Origin of the sequence: Variovorax sp. PAMC26660, from assembly GCF_014302995.1 — a bacterium.
Taxonomy (GTDB): Bacteria; Pseudomonadota; Gammaproteobacteria; order Burkholderiales; family Burkholderiaceae_C; genus Variovorax.
The window spans coordinates 3,612,212-3,632,231 of the sequence record NZ_CP060295.1 but is presented as its reverse complement, the minus strand read 5'-3'; the positions used below and the strand labels follow the sequence as shown (position 1 = coordinate 3,632,231).

Genomic DNA, 20,020 nt, shown 5'->3' with positions numbered 1-20,020 from the left:
CACGTGCGGCAAGGCTTTCGGCGCAAGGCCGGATCAGAATCGGTACGTCGCCGCCACGTAGGTGACGATCGGGTTCAGCTTCAGGCTGGCTTCGCTGTTGGCCACCGGCAGGCCGGTGATCGAGGTCGTCGTCAGCTTGGCCTTGGTCTTCAGCGGGATGTAGGACACCGAGAACGAGATGCCCCAGTGCTTGTCGAACTGGTAGGCCACACCGGCATTGAGCACGGGCGCGAACGAGCTGTCGAGCTTGGCCGTGGTGTTGACCGAGTACGGCGACTGGTGGAACTGGCTGGCCAGCGCGCCTTGCAGGTTCGAGGTCAGGTTCACGTTGCTGTACCAGACGTAAGTGGCGCCCAGGCCTACGAACGGACGGAAAGCGTCGTTGCCTTCATTGAAGAAGTACTTGCCCAGAATGGTCGGGCTCCACTGGCGGGCCTCGCCGAGCTGGCCCACACGGCCCAGCGTGCCGGTGCCGTTCAGCTTGAATTTGGGGGGAACGCCGAACACGCCTTCCACCGCCCAATGGCTGTCCAGGAAATAGGTGGCATTGAGGCCCAGGGTGTCGGAATCGCTCACGCTGGCGCCCGAACCGGGCAGCACGCTCTGCACCGGCGCGGTCACGGTCAGCGGCTTGCTCGAATCCTGTGGCGACAGATGAAACCAGCCCGCGCCGATCACCAGGTCGCCGGCCTGTTGCGCAAACGCGCTGCCGGACGCCAAGGCACCCAGAGCCGCCAGCGCAAACATTGTTTTCTTCATGATGTGAATGCTCCTTTGGTTGAAAAATCCCGTCGACACAGCGCGAGGCCGTGGCTGGCGCTGCGTTCGAGCAAACAGAACGAACGTTCGTTCTGTTTACGGCCAAGATTATCGAACGCTCGTTCTATTTAGCGGTTGGGGGTATCCCTATCGCTCATCCCCGGCTAATTCCTCAGCCCTCATCCCTACACTGCGACCATGAAAATCCTTCTCGTCGGCGGCGCCGTCCGCGACCGGCTGCTCGGGCGCCCCGTGTCCGACCACGACTGGCTGGTCGTCGGCGCCACGCCCGAAGAAATGGTGGCCCGGGGCTACCTGCCCGTGGGCCGCGACTTCCCGGTGTTCCTGCACCCCGAGACGCGCGAGGAATACGCGCTGGCCCGCACCGAGCGCAAGAGCGCGCCCGGCTATCGCGGCTTCACCGTGCATGCCTCCCCCGACGTCACGCTCGAAGAAGACCTTGCCCGCCGCGACCTGACCGTCAATGCCATCGCACTGCCGGCCGAGCTGGTGGGCGCCGACGGCCAATTCGAACCTGACCCCGAAAAACTGGCCGATCCCTTCCACGGCCAGCGCGATCTGCGCGACAAGGTGCTGCGCCACGTGACCGACGCCTTCCGCGAAGACCCGGTGCGCATCCTGCGCGTGGCGCGCTTCGCCGCGCGCTTCGACGACTTCACGGTCGCGCCCGACACGATGGCGCTGATGCGCGAGATGGTCGAGGCCGGCGAAGCCGATGCGCTGGTGCCCGAGCGCGTCTGGCAGGAGCTGTCGCGCGGCCTGATGGAAACACGTCCGTCGCGCATGTTCGAGGTGCTGCGCGAATGCGGTGCGCTGGCCGTGCTGCTGCCGGAAGTCGAGGTGAGCGCGCAACGCATGCGAATCGTCGACACGGCTGCCCGGCTGCAGGCGTCGCTGGCGGTGCGCTTTGCGTGCCTGGTGCATGACCTTGGCGACGAGAACCAGAGCGTCGCGCTGCTGCAGAAGGTCTGCGACCGCTGGCGCGTGCCGGTGGACATTCGCGAACTCGCCGAAGTGGTGGCGCGTGAGCACGGCCACATCCACCACAGCGCTGAACTCGACGCACCCCAACTGGTGCGGCTGCTGGAGCGCTGCGATGCCTTTCGCAAGCCCGCGCGCTTTGCCGAGGCACTGCTGGCCTGCGAGTGCATTGCGCGCGGCCGGCCCGGCTTCAAGGACGCGCCCTACCCGCCGCGCGCGCGGCTGCTCGCGGTGCTGAAGACTGCAGCCGCCGTCGCCACCGACGTCGTCGCGCGCCAGGCCCAGCAGGCCGGCGCGGCAGGTCCGCAGATCGGCGAAGCGATCCACCGCGCCCGCGTCGAAGCCGTCGCTGCATCGCTGGCCTGAAAACGCCCCGCTGCCCGGCATTCACATCGCGGCGCCCACCGCGAAAGACCTTCGACTTTGGCCGACACGCGCGCCGCGCAGCCCGTGTTAAGGTTTTCCCCAATGCCAAAGTCCTCTTCCGGCAACGCTCAGTTGCCTCCTCCGCTGGGCCGGGACACCGCCCTTTTCCTCGACTTCGACGGCACGCTGGTCGGGCTCGCGCCCACCCCCGAGGCCATCGAAATTCCGCCCGCCCTCGTTCCCCTGCTCAGTGATTTGCGCGACCTGCTCGGCGGCGCACTGGCCGTGGTGTCCGGCCGACAGATCGATTCGATCGACCGCTTCCTCGCACCGCTGCGGCTGCCCGCTGCCGGCGAGCATGGCGTGCAACGCCGCAATGCCGAAGGCCACATGCAGGAGCAGGGTGCGCCCGACCTGTTGCCCATCCTCGACATCGCCAACGAACTGGCGCGTGTGCACGAAGGCCTGCTGGTGGAGCGCAAGCACGCCGCCATCGCGCTGCACTACCGGCTCGCGCCGCAGCTCGAAGCCGTGTGCCGCGACGCCATGTCGCGCGCCATCCAGGGCCATCCGGCGCTCGAGCTCATGCACGGCAAGTTCGTGTTCGAGGTCAAGCCCGCGGGCATCAACAAGGGCATTGCCATCGATGCCTTCATGACCGAAGCGCCCTTCATGGGCCGCACGCCGGTTTTCGCGGGCGACGACACCACCGACGAGAGCGGCTTCGCGGTCGTGCAGCCGCGCGGCGGCATCGCCATCAAGGTCGGCACCGGGCCCAGCTTGGCGCTGCACCGCCTGGAATCACCGCGCGCCGTCTACGAATGGCTGGTGCAGGCACGCGACCTGCTGGCTGCACCCCACACCCCGACCACAGAAGAATCCCCGAGGAGCCCTGAATGAGCGAACAACAACTGCCGAAGCCCCCCGAAGACCGTGCCGGCGAAGCTCTGGCCGGCGCGGCCGGCCCCGACGACCACGCACCGGTCGACACGAAGGCCGCAGCAGCCCCCGGACCGCGCGGCTTTGCGCCGCCGGCCGAGCCGTCGCTCAACGTCGGCGTGATCGGCAACTGCGCCTACAGCGCGCTGATCGATGCGCGCGGCCGCGCGGTCTGGTGCTGCCTGCCGCGCTTCGACGGCGATCCGGTGTTCAACGCCCTGCTGCATCCCGGTGAAGGTGCCGGTGCATGGAGCATCGACATCGAGGACTTCGCAGAAGCCAAGCAGTGGTACGAGCCGAATACGGCCGTGCTGCGCACCCAGTTGTTCGACAGCGCCGGCCAGGGCATCGAGATCACCGACTTCGCGCCGCGCTTTCACAGCCGCTCGCGCTACTTTCGGCCGTTGATGATGGTGCGCCGCGTGCGGCCGATTGCCGGTGCGCCGCGCATCCGCGTGTCGCTCGACCCGCGCTTCCAGTGGGGTGCGTCCGAGCCGGTGGAGGTCACGCGCGGCAGCAACCACATCCGCTATGTCGGGCCCGACCTGACGCTGCGCCTGAACACCGACGCGTCGATCTCGCACATCCTCGCGCGCCAGCCCTTCGTGATCTCGCGCGAGTACAACTTCATGTTCGGCGTGGACGAAACGCTGCTCGACGGCATCGCCGACACGGCGCGCCGCTTCGAGCAGGAGACCATCGCCTACTGGCGCACCTGGAGCAAGCGGCTCGCCATTCCCTTCGAGTACCAGGACGCGGTGATCCGCGCGGCCATCACGCTCAAGCTCTCGCTGTACGAAGACACGGGCGCCATCGTGGCCGCCATGACCACCAGCATCCCCGAGGCGCCGGGCAGCCAGCGCAACTGGGACTACCGCTACTGCTGGCTGCGCGACGCCTTCTTCGTGGTGCGCGCGCTCAATTCGCTGAGCGAAGTGGGCACCATGGAAGACTATCTGCGCTGGCTAGGCAACGTGGTGATCGGCTCGCACGGCGAGCACATCCAGCCGCTGTACGGCATCGGGCTGGAGCGCGAGCTGCCCGAGTCCTTCATCGAGGGGCTCGACGGCTACCGGGGCATGGGCCCGGTGCGCGTGGGCAATCAGGCGCAAGAGCACTTCCAGCACGACGTGTACGGCAACATCGTGCTCGGTGCGGCGCAGGCCTTTCATGACCACCGGCTGCTGAGCCGCGCGGGCGTGGCGGAGTTCCCGCACCTCGAAGCGGTGGGTGAACAGGCGGTGCGCGTCTACGGCACGCCCGACGCCGGCATGTGGGAGCTGCGCACGCGCGCACGCGTGCACACCAGTTCGGCCCTGATGAGTTGGGCCGCCTGCGACCGGCTCTCGAAGATCGCACGCACGCTGGAATTGCCCGATCGCGCCGCCTACTGGCACGGCCATGCCTCTCGCATGAAGGAAGAAATCCTTGCCAAGTCGTGGTGCGAAGAACGCCAGGCCTTCGCCGAGAGCTTCGGTGGCCATGAGCTGGACGCGAGCATCCTGCTGATGGTCGAGGTCGGCCTGATCGATGCGCGCGACCCGCGCTTCATCTCCACCGTCGACGCGATGGAAAAGTCGCTCTGCGACGGGCCGTACATGCGCCGCTACGAGGCGGCCGACGACTTCGGAAAACCCGAGACCGCCTTCAACATCTGCACCTTCTGGCGCATCGACGCGCTTGCCAAGATCGGCCGCAAGGCCGAGTCACGCCAGATCTTCGAGACCATGCTGGCGGCGCGCAATCCGCTGGGCCTGCTGTCGGAAGACACGCATCCGGTCACGGGCGAGATGTGGGGCAACTTTCCGCAGACCTATTCGATGGTCGGCATCATCAATGCGGCCGTGCGCCTGTCCGCGCCCTGGGATTCGTGCATATGAGTCGGCTCGTCGTCATTTCCAACCGCGTGGCCGATCCACGCAAGCCAGCGGCCGGCGGCCTGGCCGTCGCGCTCGGCGAAAGCCTGCAGCAAAGCGGCGGCCTGTGGTTCGGCTGGAGCGGCCAGATCGTCGAAGGCGGTCCCACGGGCGAAGGCGAGCTGCACAAGCAGCAGGCCGGCAAGGTCACCCTGGCCACCATCGATCTGAGCCGCGAGGACCACGACAGCTACTACCTGGGCTACAGCAACGACGTGCTGTGGCCGGTGTTCCACAACCGCCTGGACCTCGCGCATTTCGATGCCGGCTTCATCGGTGGCTACCGTCGCGTGAACCAGTTGTTCGCGCGCAAGCTGCTGCCGCTGCTGAAGGACGACGACGTCATCTGGATCCACGACTACCACCTGATGCCGCTGGCCGCAGAGCTGCGCGCCATGGGCTGCAGGCAGCGCATCGGCTTCTTCCTGCACATTCCGCTGCCGCCCCAGATCATCATCGCGGCCATTCCGCAGCATGAATGGCTGATGCGCTCGCTGTTCTCGTACGACCTGATCGGCTTCCAGGCGCAGCAGGACGTGCAGCACTTCGAGCACTACGTGCGCAACGAGGCCCACGGCGAGTACCTGGGCAACGACATGTACCGCGCCTACGGGCAGACGGTGCGCTGCGGCGCCTTCCCGATCGGCATCGACGTGGACGAGTTCGCCGCGCTCACGCATGCGAAAGAGTCGCGCGACATGTACGAGACCATGAAGCGCGAGTATTCGAGCCGCCGGCTGCTGCTGGGCATCGACCGGCTCGACTATTCCAAGGGCATCCCGCAGCGCGTGCGGGCATTCCGCGAACTGCTGGCCAACTACCCCGAGAACCGGCGCAGCGCCACGCTGATCCAGATCGCCTCGCCCACGCGCGAGACGGTGGACGCGTATGGCGACATCCGGCGCGAACTCGAATCGCTGTGCGGCGCCATCAACGGCGACTACGGCGAACTCGACTGGATGCCGGTGCGCTACATCCACCGCATGGTGGCGCGCAAGCGCGTGCCGGGGCTGTGCCGCGCGGCGGCCGTGGGGCTGGTGACGCCGCTGCGTGACGGCATGAACCTGGTGGCCAAGGAATACATCGCGGCGCAGGACCCGGCTGACCCCGGGGTGCTGGTGTTGTCGCGCTTTGCCGGCGCGGCGGAGCAACTGAAAGAAGCGCTGCTGGTCAACCCGTACGACACGCACGGCACTGCGGAGACCGTGCAGCAGGCGCTGCAGATGCCGCTGGAAGAGCGGCGTGAAAGGCACCAGAAGTTGCTGTCGCGCATTCGCGAGCAGGACATTCATTGGTGGCGGCGCAGCTTCCTCGATGCGCTGCGCGAGGCTGCTAGCGAACGCTGAGCTTTGTTTGCCGCTGCTGTTCAGGGCGTCGCTCACGCCGACACGGGGCTCTTTTTCGCGAATGTCCCCCGCTTCGCTCCTCCTTTATTTCGCGAAAAAGAGCCCCGTATCGACGTGAGCGCTCAGAGCACTGGTTGATCGGCCGGAAACGCACAGCGTGCCCAGGTGCGAATGACACCGGGTGCTCCCCGCAGCGAAATAAAGGAGGAGCGAAGCGGGGGACATTCGCGGAGGGGAGCACCTGGCGTCATTCGCATACGCCCCGAATGAATCCGAACCCGCCCCGAACAGCAGCGATCACCAGCCAGTGAGCAGCCGCATGAGCCGCATTACCGGACGCATTTCGAGGTCCTGCACCGGTGGCACATGCGCCTCGTACGGCGCATGGATCCGCAAATGCAACGGCGTCAGCGCGCACACCTCGATCCAGCCGCCGTGCGCCATGCGGTGCACATCGCCTTCGTCGAGCAACGTCTCGGCCATGAACACCGTGTCGCCAAACCAGCCGGGCGGCGACACCACGCGGGCGCGGCCCTCGGCCACCTGAAGCCAGGCCCCGGCATCGACCGAGGTGCGCAGGGACTGTCCGGGTTCGAGAACGATGGAATCGGGCGCTTGGGAGAGGGTGGTGATCATGGCGAGCCTCGGGTGGATGAGGGTCCATCGTAGGAATTCCTTCGCCCAAAAAACAGGCACACGCGATGGCTATTGCGACCGGAACAGCCGCGCCGCAACGGCATCTGTTATGGTCATTTTTCCGACCAACTGCATCTGTTTTCACAGACCCGAAGCGGGGAACATCGACGCCATGGACTCGCTACCGCTCTACCGCCAGCTCTCTGCGCACTACGTCGACGCGATCCACACCGGCTCGCTCAAGCAGGGCGACAAGCTGCCCTCGCTGCGCAGCCTGATGCGGCTGCACGACATCAGCCTCTCGACCGCGCTGCAGGTGTGTCGCGCCATGGAAAGCGACGGCTGGGTCGAGGCCCGCGACCGCTCGGGCTACTTCGTGCGCCGGCCGCAGCGCCTGGCCATCGCGCCGATGGAAGAGCCGTTGGCCGACGTGCCGCCCGATCCGGCGCAGTTGGTCAGCATGCGCGCGCGCATGGCCAACTTCATGGCCCGTGGCCGGCACACTGGCGTGAAGCTCAACTTCGCCATCGCGCGTGCAGCCCCCGAGCTGTACCCCGCCGAGGCGCTGCGCAATTCCATGACGCGCGCGCTGCGCCAACGGCCCGAGCTGCTGACCACCGCTTCTTCCCAGAAGGGCCACGAGCAATTTCGCGAGGCGCTGGCGCAACGCAACCTGCGCATCGGCATGACGGTGGCGCCCGACGAGGTGCTGGTCACCAACGGCTGCATCGAGGCGCTGAACCTCGCGCTGCGCGCCGTCGCCAAGCCGGGCGACACGGTGGCGGTGGAGTCGCCCACGTTCTACGGCCTGCTGCAGGTGCTCGAAAGCCTGGGGCTGCGCGCACTGGAGATTCCGACCAGCCCGCAGACCGGCATTTCCATCGAAGCGCTCGACCTCGCCATCCACACCTACGACGACATCAAGGCCGTGGTGGTGGTGCCGCATCTGCAGAACCCGATCGGCAGCGTGATGCCCGATGCCCACAAGCAGCGGCTGGTGCACCTGTGCGAGAGCCACGGCATTGCATTGGTCGAGGACGACACCTACAGCGACCTGGTCGAGTCCGACGTGCCGCTGCGCGCGGCCAAGTCATGGGACCGCACGGGCAACGTGATCTATTGCGCGTCGCTGCACAAGGTGCTGGCGCCGGGGCTGCGGCTGGGCTGGATCACCGCAGGACGCTGGCATGCGCAGGTCGAAATGCTCAAGTACGCGCAGACGCGCAACAACGAGGCGCTGGCGCAGATTGCCGCGGGCGAGTTCATCGCCAGCGGCGGCTACGACCGCCACCTGCGCCGCCTGCGAGAACGCCTGCATGTGCAACGCGACCAGACGGCGGACGCCATCGCGAAGTACTTTCCGGCAGGCACGCGGCTGAACCTGCCGCGCGGCGGCCTGCAGTTGTGGGTGGAGTTGCCGGAGCAACGTTCGTCGGTCACCGTGTTCGATGCGGCATTGCGCGAACACATGCTGGTGGCGCCGGGCGCGCAGTTCTCGAACTCGGGGCGCTTCGACAACTACCTGCGCATCAACTGCGGCTGGCCGTACTCGAAGGCCGTCGATGCGGGGCTGCAGCGGCTGGGGGAGATCGTGTCGAAGGTGCGGCCTTCGCCGCCACTGGCCCGATAGCGCAAGCGCCCGTCTGTCCGCTCGCCTGCTTACGCGATGAAGAAGACCACGGCGTCGCGGCGTGCGGCAGCATCGGCAAAGAAGCGTTGCACACCTTGCAGGAAGGCCAGCAGCCCTTGCGCGTTCTCTTGCCAGAACGTCGCCCAGTAGAGCTGGGCAAAGCCGTCCGGATCGCTGGCGAAGTCTTGCGCCAGTGCCTGCACATCGAGCCGGGCGAGGCGCTCGGCGCTGCGCTCCACATGGCTGGCCGTGAGGTAGACGCAGCCCATGCCGTCGGTGCCTTCGAGAAACTCACCGTCCACGGCGGCGGGCAGCAGGGTGCGCACCACGTCCCAGGCTTGCTCCACGGTCTGGCGGGCATGCGGGCCCTCCTGTTCGGCGGGGGTGCGAAGGAAGCCCGAGACAGTGGCCGGATCGATGACCAGCCCGCGCAGCCTGTAGCGGTCGATGGCGAAGAAGGTAGCGGCAATGCTCATGCGTTGCGCTCCACGCGCGCGGCGTAGGTCATGGCGTCCAGCGTGGCGCTCACCCCGTCGACATTGCGTTGCGCGTTGGCGATGTTCTTCAGATGGTCCGGCGCACAGATCTGGTTGAGCAGCAGCGTGCGCCTGAAATGCACCAGCGCCTGGCGCAGGTCGCCCAGCTCCTGCGCGATCAGGCCGAGGTCGTTGTGCGCGTTGGCGGCCACGGTCGAGATGCCCCTGCAACTGCGTTCCTGGATGGCGAGGGAACGCTCGTACAGCGGCCTGGCCTTGGCGAAGTCCCGCCGCGCCGCCAGCAGGTCCGCGAAGTTGTTCAGCATGTTGGAGTACAGCTCGGCATCGCCTTCTCCGTGGGCCGTGGCGAGCTTGTCCAGGTGCGTCATCGCCCGGGCGTAGCAAAGCTCGGCCTTCAGCGGCTGCCCTGTCGTGGCGTGAAGAAACGCGAGGTTGTTGAGCGCGCGCACCACCGCATCGGTCGAGCCGCCTTTTGCCTCGGTGATCGCGAGGGCGATGGTTCTCTTGTACAGGGCCTCGGCCTCGTCAGGCCGGCCGGTCGCGGCGTAGACCAGCGCCAGCGTGTTGGTCGGCCGCAGCCGCCAGCTGTCGGGCAGGCGCAGTTGGCCGATCATGTTCATGCACTCGTCCAGCGCCGCGATGGCCTTGTCGTTGCGCTGCAGTTGCCGGCGAACTTCGGCCAGGTTCACGAGGTGGGACACCACCGCTTCGCCGGGGCCGCCGCACAGCCGGCGGGCCAGCTCGACCGCTTCGGTGCACAGCGCTTCGGCACGCGGCAGGTCGCCCTGGCGGAAGGCTTCCATGTAGCGATGTTCCTGGTTCTTCAGCCGGGTCGCGGGCGTATCGCTGGCGGCCGGTCGGGAGGCTTCGGTCGGCGGGATGGCCGTGGCGCGCTCCGAGTCGTCCTCCCCCTCCGATGCATCGAACTGCTGCTGTACCCAGTAGATATCAACCAGCAGCCACAGCAGCAGGATGCCCCGACAGAGCTTCGCCCCCGACAGGCTGCTCGTGCCCACGAGCAACAGCAGCAACTGTGCGGCCCCGCTGCGGTAACGCCCCAGGTAGAAGCGATGCGCCCCCAGAAAGCCGCCCACCAGCAACAGCAGGTAGGCCAACGATTTGCGACGGGGCGACGCGCTCATGGTTGGCCTGCGCGTGTTCTTGAAGCCTGCCGCTCACAAGGTGTGAAGAAACCGTAGCGAGCGCCTCGAGCTTGCATCGAGGACCGCAGCCGTACTTTGTACGGTGAGGACCGCAGGTGCGAGATCGGGGCGCGCAGCAGGTTTATTCATACCTTGTCAGTCGAGCAGCGCCAGGGCCGCGTAGTCGCCCACCTTCTCGCCGAGCCCCGCGGGCACCAGTTGCACGCCGCGCGTGAGCGGTGGCAGCTTGCCGTCGATCTGCGCCTGCAGGCGCGGCAGGAGGAAGTCGCGGTGGTGCCAGAACACGCTGCCGCCCAGGCTGATGCGCTGCAGGTCGAGCGTGATGACGAGGTTGTAGAGCATGCGGCCCGTCACGCGGCACAACGCATCCACGATTTCCAACGCATGCGGCTCGCCGGCCGAAGCGGCCGAGAACAAGTCTGGCGGGGGTTGCCCGAAGCGGCGAGCGATCGAGTTGCCGGCCACCAGCGCCTCGACATCGCCGAGGTTGCCGCAGCCGCACAGCGCGCCGCTGGCATCGTCGACCACGAAGCTGTGACCCGCATGGCCGGCGTTGCCGTTCTTGCCGCGCAATGCACGGCCATCGACACACAGGCCGACACCGACGCCGGTGCTCCAGGTGACGTACGCGCAATGGTCCAGCCCCTGGAGCGCGCCCCAGTGGCGCTCGGCCTCCAGGCCCGCCACGGCGTCGTTCTCCACGCGCACGCGGCCGAAGCGCCGGGCCAATGGCGCCTCAATGATGGCCGTCATCCAGGTGTTGGGCAGGCCGCGCGCCGGGCCGGCAATGCCGCCGCAGATGTTGGGCGTGGCCAGCTCGACCATGCCGTCGCGCAGCTCGAAAGGTCCGGCCGACGACACGCCCACGCGGTCGATGCTGGCGGCATCGATGCCCTGCTCTGCGCAGACCTCTTCGATCATCCGCATGATCTGCACGGCCACCGCGTCGTTGTCGCCGGTCTTGGCGGTCGGCTCGCTGCGGCGGCCGATCAGCGGCGCCTCGCTCGCAGCGGAAAGGCTCACGGCCACCTTGGTGCCACCGATGTCTACGCAGGCTCTCATTGCGGGGTTCTTCTTTCAGGTCAGGGCTCTGTCGCTACAGCAGGCGAGCAACCAGCGCCGCGATCATGCTGAGCAGCACGGTGCTCGCAATCGGCAACTGCCAGTCGCGGCCGAAGGCGCGAAACTCGAAATCGCCGGGCAGGCGTCCGAAGCCGAAGCGGCGCAGCCAGGCGGTCAGGCCGCTCATGAGCACCAAAGCAAGGACAACGACGATCAGCCAGCGGAACATGGCAACAGTCTAGGCGGCAAGGATCGCCATGGCTTGTCGGTGAAGTTCGGGCGTTGCGGCCGCAATCACCCGTCCGTCGGACTTCAGGCCCAGCGGCTGGCCCTGCCAGTCGGTGATGACGCCGCCCGCGGCTTCGATCAGGCCGGCCGGGCCGAGGTAGTCGTAGGGCTGCAGGCCAGTCTCGACCACCAGGTCGATGGTGCCGCCCGCAAGCTGGGCATAGCCGTAGCAGTCGCCGCCGAAACGGCGCATCGCACACTGGCGGCTGAGTCGGTCGAAGGCGGCCCAGTCGGCCGGCGCGAAGATGTCGGGCGAGGTGGTGACGATCCGGGCCTTGGCCACCTCGGTGCAGCCGCTCACGCGCACGGGCTGGCCGTCGCGCGTGGCGCCCTGGCCGGCCTGCCCGATCCAGCGTTCCTTGAGCACCGGCATGTCGACCATGCCGAGCACCACGCGGCCGCCCTGCAGCACGCCGATCAGCGTGCCCCACAGCGGCGAGCCGGTGATGAAGCTGCGCGTGCCGTCGATCGGGTCGAGCACCCAGACCCGTTCGGCATCGAGCCGCTCGGGGCCATGCTCTTCGCCGTAGATGCCGTCGGCCGGCACGCGGGCGCCGAGGATCTCGCGCATCGCCGTCTCGGCCGCGCGGTCGGCCAGCGTGACTGGGCTTTCGTCGGCCTTGGTGATGATGTCGAGCGGCGTGCGGAAGTAATGCATCGACTGCGCGGCGGCGGCATCGGCCAGCGCTTGGGCAATCGGCGAGAGGTCGGGAGTGGTGGAGCTCATGAGCGGGAAAACACGTGCCAAAACCTGCGATTAGACCCGAGCCAGCGCGGGTTCGACGCGAAAGGGCTACAGCCCCGGCACCGACGCAGGTTGAGGCGGAATGCGAAGAAAGCCGGCGGTCAGGCGACCGCCGCTCCTTTTGCTAGCGCTGCTGGCCCCAGCGCCGCACGGTGAGCCGTTCCAGCGTCTTGAAGCCCAGGCTTTCCACCAGCAGGCCGATCAGCACCACCATGACGAGCCCCGCGAACACGCGGTCGGTATAAAGCTCATTGCGGTTCTGGAAGATGTACCAGCCCAAACCACCCTTGCCCGACGAGGCGCCGAACACCAGTTCGGCCGCGATCAGCGTGCGCCAGGCAAAGGCCCAGCCGATCTTCAGCCCCGAAAGAATCGACGGCAGCGCCGCCGGCACCAGGATCTGCAGCACGTAGCGCAGGCCCTTGAGGCCGTAGTTGCGCCCCGCCATGCGCAGCGTCTCGGGCACGCCCTGAAAGCCCGCATAGGTGTTGAGCGCCAGCGGCCACAGCACCGAATGGATCAGCACGAACACCAGGCTGCCGCGCCCCAGGCCGAACCACAGCAACGCGAGCGGCAACAGCGCGATGGCGGGCAGCGGGTTGAACATCGATGTCAGCGTGTCCAGCAGGTCGCGGCCGATCTGCGTCGACACCGCGAGCGTGGTCAGGGCAAAGGCCAGCAACACGCCGGCGATGTAGCCCTGCAAGAGCACGGCCAGCGAGATGCGCACCTTCTCGACCAGCTCACCGCTGGCCAGCCCTTCGACCAGCGCGCGCGCCGTGGCGGTGAAGGTGGGCAACAGCAGGTCGTTGTCCTGCCAGCGGGCGGCCAGCTCCCAGAGCACGGCGATGACGATCAGGATCAGGCCCTTGCGAACGCCGGCATGCGCCCAGATGCGGGCGGGTAGCGGCAGCGTGCGTTCGAGCGGGACTTCGGTGAAGGGCTGGAGCGTCAGCTCGTACTCGGGGCGGATGGGTGGCGTCAGAGTGCTCATCGGTTTTGACTCCTTCCCCCTTTGGGGGAAGGTTGGGATGGGGGCAAGCGGCGGTGGATGAGCTGACGGCAACGGATACGCCGCGAGCCCCCACCCCAACCCTCCCCCCGGAAGGGGAGGGAGAAAAGCCGGGTTCATGGTGCAGTGACCGCTTCGGGCTCTTCCTCGAACAGCATGTCGTGGATGCGCTGCGCCGTGCTTTGGAATTCGGCACCGCCCAGGCTCGCCAGCGAGAACCCATGGCTGTTGATCTCGGCCCGCATGCGCCCCGGATGCGGCGACAGCAGCGCGATGCGGTTGCCCACCACCAGCGCCTCTTCGATCGAGTGCGTGACGAACAGCAGCGTGAAGCGCACCTCGTCCCACAGCGCAAGCAGCTCCTGCTGCATCTTGCGGCGCGTGAGCGCATCGAGCGCGGCGAAGGGCTCATCCATCAGCAGCACACGCGGCTGCATCGCCAGCGCGCGCGCAATTGCCACGCGCTGCTTCATGCCGCCCGAAAGCTGGTGCGGATGCACGTCGGCGAATTTGGAAAGGCCCACCTTGTCGAGGTAGTGCAGCGCGCGTTCGGCCGCTTCCTTGCGCCCGAGCGTGCGCGAAGCCAGCAGCGGGAACATGACGTTCTGCTTGACCGTCTTCCACGGCGGCAACTGGTCGAACTCCTGGAACACGACGATGCGGTCGGGGCCGGGCCGCAGCACGCGCTGGCCATCAAGGCGAATCTCGCCTTCGACCGGTGGGATGAAGCCACCGACCGCTTTCAGCAGCGTGGACTTGCCGCAACCCGAGGGGCCGAGCAGCACGAAGCGGTCGGCCGCATGCACGTCGAAGCTCACGCGGTGTGTGGCGCGGACGACGCGTTCGGGGGTGCGGTATTCGAGGCTGACGTTGTCGACTTGCAGCAGCGGGGCGGGGTCTTGGTTCTGGTCTTCCTCCCTCCCCTTCCGGGGGAGGGCCGGGGTGGGGGCAGGCGGCGCTTGCTTCGCCACCGCTCTGCCCGCCCCCATCCCCACCTTCCCCCAGAGGGGGAAGGAGTCAACCCCCGAAGAGACCTTCGCCGAGCTCACTGATCAATTCCCCGAACTGTTCTGCGCATCGTCAAAGAAATAATCCTTCACCGAAGCCGGCTTGTTCTTGATCGCGCCCACCCGGTGCATGAACTCCGCCAGCGGATAGGTGTTCTGCGGCGTGGTCTTGAACTGCACTTCGGGGTTCTTGATGATCTTCAGCAGCAGCTCGCGGTCGAGCTTCGCGTTGCTCACTTTCAGATAAATGTCGGCCGCCTTCTCCGGGTTGGCCGTGACGAACTTCGCGGCCTCATCGAGCGCATCGACAAACGCCTTGTAGGTCTTCGGGTTCTCGTTGCGGAATTTCTCGGTGGCGTAGAGCACCGTGGCCGACGATGGGCCGCCCAGCACCTGGTAGGAATTGAGCACGATGTGCGCGTTCGGGTTGCCCGCCAGTTCCTGTTCCTGGAACGGCGGGTTGCCGAAGTGCCCCGTGATCTCGGTGCCGCCCTTGATGATGGCCGCGGCCGCGTCGGGGTGCGGCAGCGCCACGCTGATCTTGTCCAGGCGGTTGAACTCCTTGTCGCCCCACAGCTTGGCCGAGGCGAACTGCAGTACGCGCGACTGCACCGACACGCCCACGGCGGGCAGCGCGATGCGGTCCTTGTCGGTGAAGTCCGCAATGGTCTTCACGTTCGGGTTGTTGCTCACCAGGTAGTACGGGAAGTTGCCCAGCGATGCCACGCCCTTCACGTTCTGCTTGCCCTTGGTGCGGTCCCACAGCGTGAGCAGCGGGCCCACGCCGGCGCCTGCAATTTCGATGTTGCCGGAGAGCAGCGCGTCGTTGACGGCCGAGCCGCCCGACAGCTTGATCCACTCGACCTTGGCATCGACACCCGCCGCCTTCGCGTGCTTTTCGATCAACTTCTGGTCTTGCGCCACGTTGAGCAGCAGATAGACGATGCCGAACTGCTCGGCAATGCGGATCTGGCCTTCGGCATGCGCGGCAAGGCTGCCGGCGAGAAGGCCGAGGCCGGTGACGAGCGCGGCGGCCCTGCGGGTGAAGCGGTTCATTGAAATCAATCCGGAGAGAAGAATCAGAAAGGCGTGTCGCCGACGATGGTGGTGCGGTTCAGGCGTCGGCGCAGATGGTCCGGCGTGCCGGCCGCCAGATGCATCAGCGAGCGGTTGTCCCAGAACACCAGGTCGTGCGGTGCCCACGTGTGGCGATACACGAATTCGGGCTTGACGCTGTGTGCGAACAGCTCGGTCAGCAGCGCGTCGCTTTCGCCCTGCGGCAGGCCGACGATGCGCGTCGTGAAATGCTCGCTGACGAACAGCGCCTTGCGGCCCGTTTCAGGATGCGTGCGAACCACCGGCTGCACGGCAGGCGCGACCTGATCGATCTGCGCCTGCGAGAGCTTGGGCCGCCACGGGTTCTTCGCGCGCAACTCTTCGTACTTGGCAAGGTAGCTGTGCTCGGCCTTGAGCGGCAGAACACGTTGCTGCAGCGCGGGGCTCAGTGCTTCCCATGCGAGGTGCTGGTCGGCAAAGAGCGTGTCGCCGCCTTCGCTGGGCAGCTCCTGCGCATGCAGCAGGGAGCCGAGGCTGGGGTTGGGCTTGTACGAAATGTCCGAATGCCAGTACACGCCCGCATCGCCCAGGCCGATGGGTTCGCCGTTCTCCTTGATGTTGGAGACGATCAGTATTTCCGGATGATTCCTGAGCTGGAACTGGTGCAGCACATGGATTTCGAGCGGGCCGAAGCGGCGGCTGAACTCGATGTGCTCGGCGGGGGTGATCTGCTGGTCGCGGAACACGACCACATGGTGGTCGAGGTGCGCGCGGTGGATGCGCGCAAAGTCCACGTCGTTGATCGGCTTCGAGATGTCGAGACCGACGATTTCAGCGCCGACCGGCGCGGCGAAGGGACGCACTTCGAAGTGCTGTGCTGCGGCCTGTGGGGCGTGGGCGTTGGGAGAAACGGCAGTCATGCCGCGAATGTAGGGCGCGGCCCGCCGTTTCTCAACGAACTCTTCGTTGCTAGCTTATGCCCCTTTGCAGGGCCACGATTACAGCTTGTGGCTGCGGTCGCCCTCTGCGAACCCCATGGCGTCCCAGGGCTCGCCCACCGCGAAGCCCACCACCTTGAACAGCTCGCCCATCTCGTGTTCATGGATCAGGCGGGCCGCCATGGCGCGCTCTGCGACCGAGCCCTGCTCCATCTTCGCCAGCAGCCCGCAGTTCAGCAGAAACCGCGCCTGGCTCGTGTAGCCCAGCACTTCGAGCCCCGCGTTCTGCCCCGCCAGCGCGATGCCGGTGAAGTCCACATGCGCGGTGATGTCCTTGTAGCCCACGTCGGCCAGCGGGTCGCCGTCGGCCTGGTGCGCGCGGTGGCACATCACCGTGCCCATGTGGCGCTGCGGGTGGTAGTACTCGCTCTCGGGAAAACCGTAGTCGATGAGAAAGGCCGCGCCCTTGTCGAGGCGGTCCGCCAGTGTCGCGATGAAGGCCAGGGCCTGGGGATGGATTTCGGTCAGGTAGTCGTGTTCGCCGATCACCTCGACCGGCGGGCGCAGGTCGGTCACGCGATCGGCCCAGGTCCAGCCCTCGCCCTGCGCGTTGCGCACCACGCCGCGCTCGAACCACTGGCCCGCGACGCGCGCCAGCAGTTGCACGGGCATCGCGTCGAGCACTTCGTTGCCGACCACCACGCCCTGCATCGACGCCGGCAATTCATTCAACCATTCGACGCGGTCCGCATAGCGCACCAGCGCCTGCTGCTGGCGCTCGCGCAGCGTGCCCGACAGGTCGACGATGCGGTAGCGCACGTCGCTTCGGCCCATCTCGTCGAGCGCATGCAGCAATTGAACCGCAAGCGCGCCGGAGCCTGCGCCGAATTCCCAGACTGTGTCGGTGCCGGTTTTCTCCAGCGCCTGCGCCACCTGGGCCGCCAGCGTCTGGCCGAACATCGGCGTCAGCTCCGGCGCGGTCACGAAGTCGCTGCCCGAAGACGGCATGTGGCCGAACTTGGCGGACGTGTTGGCGTAATAGCCCAGGCCGGGCGCATACAGGGCGAGCGCCATGAAGCGATCGAACCCGATCCAGCCGCCGGCGCGTTCGACGGCGCGGGCGATGAGGTGATCGAGGGCGGTGGGTAAACTGTTCGGCGTCTTTGTCGTCACCCCGCCATTCTCCCTCCGTCCCTTCCCCCTCCCCGCATGAGCGCCGCTTTTTCCGCCCCGACCCGCCGCACCGTTCTTGTCACGGGCGCCGGCCGCCGCTTGGGCCGCGAGATCGCGTTGGCACTCGCCGCAGGTGGCTGGCAGGTGGCCGTGCATTACCGCAGCTCGCTGGCGGATGCCGAGAAAACGGTGGCCGACTGCGCCGCGCTGTCGGGCGATTCGGCCCTCTTCGTGGCCGACCTCGAAGACGAACAGGCCACGCGCGCGCTGCTGCCCCGCGTGGTCGCTCGATTCCGCACCGTCGATGCCGTGGTGCACAGCGCCGCGCTGTTCGAGCACGACGAGGCCGCGAGCTTCAGCTACGCGCTCATGGAGCGCCATGCGCGCAGCAACACCGGCGCGGCCATCCTGCTGGCGCAGGCGTTGCACGATCACCTGGCGGCGCGCAACGCGCAGGGCGCCGTGGTCCATCTGCTCGACCAGAAGCTGTGGAACCCCAACCCCGACTTCCTGAGCTACACGCTGTCCAAGGCCGCGCTGGAAGCCGCCACGCCGATGCTGGCGCTGGCACTGGCGCCGCACGTGCGGGTGGTGGGCGTGGCGCCCGGCCTCACGCTGGCGAGCCACATGCTGGACGACGACAAGTTCGCGCAGCTGCACAAGCTGTCGCCGCTGGGCCGCTCGTCCACGCCGGCCGATGTGGTTGCCACAGTGAAGTTCGCGCTGGAGAACAGCTCGATCACCGGCACCACGCTGCTGGTGGACGGCGGCCAGCACCTGATGAAATTCGAGCGCGATTTCTCGCTCATGTGAGCACCACCACCATGTCTTCTTCTCATACCCACGGCCGCCAGACCCTTACCCTGCTGGGCCTGCGCTTCAATGCCAACCTCGGCATCCTCGACCACGAGAAGGTCGCGCCGCAGCCGATCCAGGTCGATGCCGAACTCAGCCTGGGCCAGCAGCCGCTGCTGCCGCAGGACGACGACATCTTCCACGTGCTCGACTACGGCAAGGTGCGCCTGATCATCATCGACGAGTGCACCGCCGAGCATGTGAATCTGCTCGAAAGCCTGATCGGCAAGGTGGTGCACCGCCTGCTGCAACTGCCCGGCGTGCTGGGCGTACGAGTGAAGATCGCCAAGCTCGAAATCTTCGACGACTGCGAAGTGGCGATCCGCATGGAAGCCGGCGAGTGGTGAATGGCTGAAGGCTTGAGCACCTGAGCAGCTCAGGCCGCTGAACAGCAGGCCGCCGCGGGCTTGGCCGCCGCCGGCCACATGCGCACGGCCAGCGCGCCGAGCGCCGACAGCGTGGCCAGCAAGGCCACCCCCGACCATCCCCACTGCGCCAGCACCAGGGCGCCCAGCGCCGAGCCCGCGGCCATGCCGATGAAGACGCCGGTGAAGAACACCGCGTTGAGCCGGCTGCGCGCACCCGGGTCGATGCCGTAGACAACGGTCTGGTGCGCGATCAGCGCAGCCTGCAGGCCGAAGTCGAAACCGATCGCGCTGGCCACGATGAGCCCGAGCCGGGTGGCCGGCGCCATCAGCGGCGCAAGCAGCATCGCGGCGAACGACACCACCACCAGCACGGCGCCCAGGCGGATCACCAGCTCCGGCCCGCGGCGGTCCGCGATGCGTCCGGCGATGGGCGCGGCCAGCGCACCCGCGGCGCCGGCCAGCCCGAAGGCACCGGCCGCCGCGCTGCCCAGGTGGAACGGCGCGCCGTGCAGCATCACGGCCAGCGTCGACCAGAACGCGCTGAAGCCGACCGACAACAGGCCTTGTGCAAAGGTGGCGCGGCGCAGCGCGCCGTGCTTGCGCCACAGCTGGGCCAGCGAGCCCAGCAGCGCGCCATAGCCCAGCTGCGTGGTCGGACGCAGGTGCGGCAGGCCGCGCGCCGCGGCCACGCCGATGAACGCGATGCTGGCCGCCGCCACCACGAACATCGCGCGCCAGCCGAAATGCTCGGCCACGAATCCGCTGAGCACCCGCGACAGCAGGATGCCCAGCAGCAGCCCCGTCATGACCGTGCCGACGATCTTGCCGCGGTGCGCCTCAGGGGCCAGCGTGGCAGCCGCCGGCACCACATCCTGCGCCAGCGTGGCGGTCAGGCCGATGACGAGGCTGGCCACCAGCAGCGGGCCGACCGAAGGCGAGAACGCTGCGGCCAGCAGCGCCAGCACCAGCACCGAGGCCTTGGCCAGGATGATGCGGCGCCTGTCGAAGCGGTCGCCCAGCGGCGCCAGCAGCAATATGCCCAGCGCATAGCCCAACTGCGTGAGCGTAGGCACGAAGCCCACGCTGCGCGCCGAAGCACCGATGTCCGGGCCCAGCTCGCCGAGCATGGGCTGGCTGTAATAAAGCGCCGCCACGGCGAACCCGGCGCTGGCAGCGAGCAGGAGGATCAGCGAGTTCGGCAGCCCATCATGCGTTTTTTGAATGGAAGACATGGTGTTAACCCTTGTGCCATAAAAGCAAGG

At 67.3% G+C, this 20,020-nt stretch carries 20 protein-coding genes; 7 read left to right on the top strand and 13 right to left on the bottom strand.

Annotation, left to right across the window (positions count from 1 at the left end; translation table 11 throughout):
- Nucleotides 1-33: 33 nt before the first annotated feature.
- Nucleotides 34-759, bottom strand: coding sequence for an OmpW/AlkL family protein (locus H7F35_RS17250; RefSeq protein ID WP_187114020.1), 726 nt, complete (start codon nt 757-759; stop codon nt 34-36).
- A gap of 198 nt (nt 760-957) precedes the next feature.
- Between H7F35_RS17250 and H7F35_RS17245 the strand changes: the two genes are divergently transcribed.
- The 4 genes from H7F35_RS17245 (at nt 958) to otsA (ending at nt 6,328) form a co-directional block, all read left to right on the top strand.
- On the top strand, nt 958-2,127 hold the full coding sequence (locus H7F35_RS17245) for a multifunctional CCA addition/repair protein (RefSeq protein ID WP_187114019.1): 1,170 nt from the start codon (nt 958-960) through the stop codon (nt 2,125-2,127).
- A 102-nt stretch (nt 2,128-2,229) separates the two neighbouring features.
- On the top strand, nt 2,230-3,027 hold the full coding sequence (gene otsB / locus H7F35_RS17240; RefSeq protein ID WP_187114018.1) for a trehalose-phosphatase: 798 nt from the start codon (nt 2,230-2,232) through the stop codon (nt 3,025-3,027).
- Nucleotides 3,024-4,946 carry a glycoside hydrolase family 15 protein gene (locus tag H7F35_RS17235; RefSeq protein ID WP_187114017.1) on the top strand — a complete coding sequence of 641 codons (1,923 nt, stop codon included), beginning with the start codon at nt 3,024-3,026 and terminating at the stop codon, nt 4,944-4,946. The genes otsB and H7F35_RS17235 overlap by 4 nt, the downstream gene beginning before the upstream one ends.
- Complete coding sequence (otsA, locus tag H7F35_RS17230; RefSeq protein ID WP_187114016.1) at nt 4,943-6,328, top strand: alpha,alpha-trehalose-phosphate synthase (UDP-forming); 1,386 nt, start codon at nt 4,943-4,945, stop codon at nt 6,326-6,328. The genes H7F35_RS17235 and otsA overlap by 4 nt, the downstream gene beginning before the upstream one ends.
- Nucleotides 6,329-6,625: 297 nt before the next feature.
- Here the strand turns inward: otsA and H7F35_RS17225 are convergent, their stop codons facing one another.
- On the bottom strand, nt 6,626-6,964 hold the full coding sequence (locus H7F35_RS17225) for a hypothetical protein (protein WP_187114015.1): 339 nt from the start codon (nt 6,962-6,964) through the stop codon (nt 6,626-6,628).
- A gap of 172 nt (nt 6,965-7,136) precedes the next feature.
- Here H7F35_RS17225 and H7F35_RS17220 point away from each other — a divergent pair, with 172 nt between their 5' ends.
- Nucleotides 7,137-8,594, top strand: a complete 1,458-nt coding sequence (locus tag H7F35_RS17220; protein WP_187114014.1) for a PLP-dependent aminotransferase family protein — start codon at nt 7,137-7,139, stop codon at nt 8,592-8,594.
- A gap of 29 nt (nt 8,595-8,623) precedes the next feature.
- Here H7F35_RS17220 and H7F35_RS17215 read toward each other — a convergent pair whose 3' ends face one another.
- From H7F35_RS17215 to H7F35_RS17170, 10 genes are all read right to left on the bottom strand, one after another.
- A complete protein-coding gene (locus tag H7F35_RS17215; RefSeq protein ID WP_187114013.1) occupies nt 8,624-9,070 on the bottom strand; it encodes a DUF1877 family protein in 447 nt (148 codons plus the stop codon).
- Nucleotides 9,067-10,233 (bottom strand): tetratricopeptide repeat protein, encoded by a 1,167-nt coding sequence (locus tag H7F35_RS17210; RefSeq protein WP_187114012.1) that lies wholly within the window; start codon nt 10,231-10,233, stop codon nt 9,067-9,069. The genes H7F35_RS17215 and H7F35_RS17210 overlap by 4 nt, the downstream gene beginning before the upstream one ends.
- A gap of 156 nt (nt 10,234-10,389) precedes the next feature.
- The gene (locus H7F35_RS17205) at nt 10,390-11,316 is read right to left on the bottom strand and encodes an ROK family protein (protein WP_187114011.1); all 927 of its coding nucleotides are present in this window, start codon (nt 11,314-11,316) and stop codon (nt 10,390-10,392) included.
- 34 nt (nt 11,317-11,350) lie between these two features.
- Nucleotides 11,351-11,545 (bottom strand): DUF2905 domain-containing protein, encoded by a 195-nt coding sequence (locus tag H7F35_RS17200; protein WP_093245072.1) that lies wholly within the window; start codon nt 11,543-11,545, stop codon nt 11,351-11,353.
- A gap of 9 nt (nt 11,546-11,554) precedes the next feature.
- Entirely contained in the window at nt 11,555-12,331 is a 777-nt protein-coding gene (hisN, locus tag H7F35_RS17195) for a histidinol-phosphatase (RefSeq protein ID WP_187114010.1), read from the bottom strand.
- Nucleotides 12,332-12,473: 142 nt separating this feature from the next.
- A complete protein-coding gene (locus H7F35_RS17190) occupies nt 12,474-13,343 on the bottom strand; it encodes an ABC transporter permease (RefSeq protein ID WP_187114009.1) in 870 nt (289 codons plus the stop codon).
- A 134-nt stretch (nt 13,344-13,477) separates the two neighbouring features.
- Nucleotides 13,478-14,350: an ABC transporter ATP-binding protein gene (locus H7F35_RS17185; RefSeq protein WP_222622030.1), complete on the bottom strand. Its 873-nt coding sequence runs from the start codon at nt 14,348-14,350 to the stop codon at nt 13,478-13,480.
- 63 nt (nt 14,351-14,413) lie between these two features.
- Nucleotides 14,414-15,424 carry an ABC transporter substrate-binding protein gene (locus H7F35_RS17180; protein ID WP_187114008.1) on the bottom strand — a complete coding sequence of 337 codons (1,011 nt, stop codon included), beginning with the start codon at nt 15,422-15,424 and terminating at the stop codon, nt 14,414-14,416.
- Nucleotides 15,425-15,447: 23 nt separating this feature from the next.
- Nucleotides 15,448-16,344, bottom strand: coding sequence for a TauD/TfdA dioxygenase family protein (locus H7F35_RS17175; RefSeq protein ID WP_187114007.1), 897 nt, complete (start codon nt 16,342-16,344; stop codon nt 15,448-15,450).
- 78 nt (nt 16,345-16,422) lie between these two features.
- Nucleotides 16,423-17,535, bottom strand: a complete 1,113-nt coding sequence (locus H7F35_RS17170; protein ID WP_187114006.1) for a class I SAM-dependent methyltransferase — start codon at nt 17,533-17,535, stop codon at nt 16,423-16,425.
- A gap of 36 nt (nt 17,536-17,571) precedes the next feature.
- Between H7F35_RS17170 and H7F35_RS17165 the strand changes: the two genes are divergently transcribed.
- Both H7F35_RS17165 and H7F35_RS17160 read left to right on the top strand, forming a co-directional pair.
- Nucleotides 17,572-18,348, top strand: coding sequence for an SDR family oxidoreductase (locus tag H7F35_RS17165; protein ID WP_187114005.1), 777 nt, complete (start codon nt 17,572-17,574; stop codon nt 18,346-18,348).
- A gap of 11 nt (nt 18,349-18,359) precedes the next feature.
- Nucleotides 18,360-18,737: a dihydroneopterin aldolase gene (locus H7F35_RS17160; protein WP_187114004.1), complete on the top strand. Its 378-nt coding sequence runs from the start codon at nt 18,360-18,362 to the stop codon at nt 18,735-18,737.
- 29 nt (nt 18,738-18,766) lie between these two features.
- On the opposite strand, the gene H7F35_RS17155 is transcribed toward H7F35_RS17160, so the two are convergent.
- A complete protein-coding gene (locus tag H7F35_RS17155) occupies nt 18,767-19,990 on the bottom strand; it encodes an MFS transporter (RefSeq protein ID WP_187114003.1) in 1,224 nt (407 codons plus the stop codon).
- Nucleotides 19,991-20,020 lie beyond the last annotated feature (30 nt).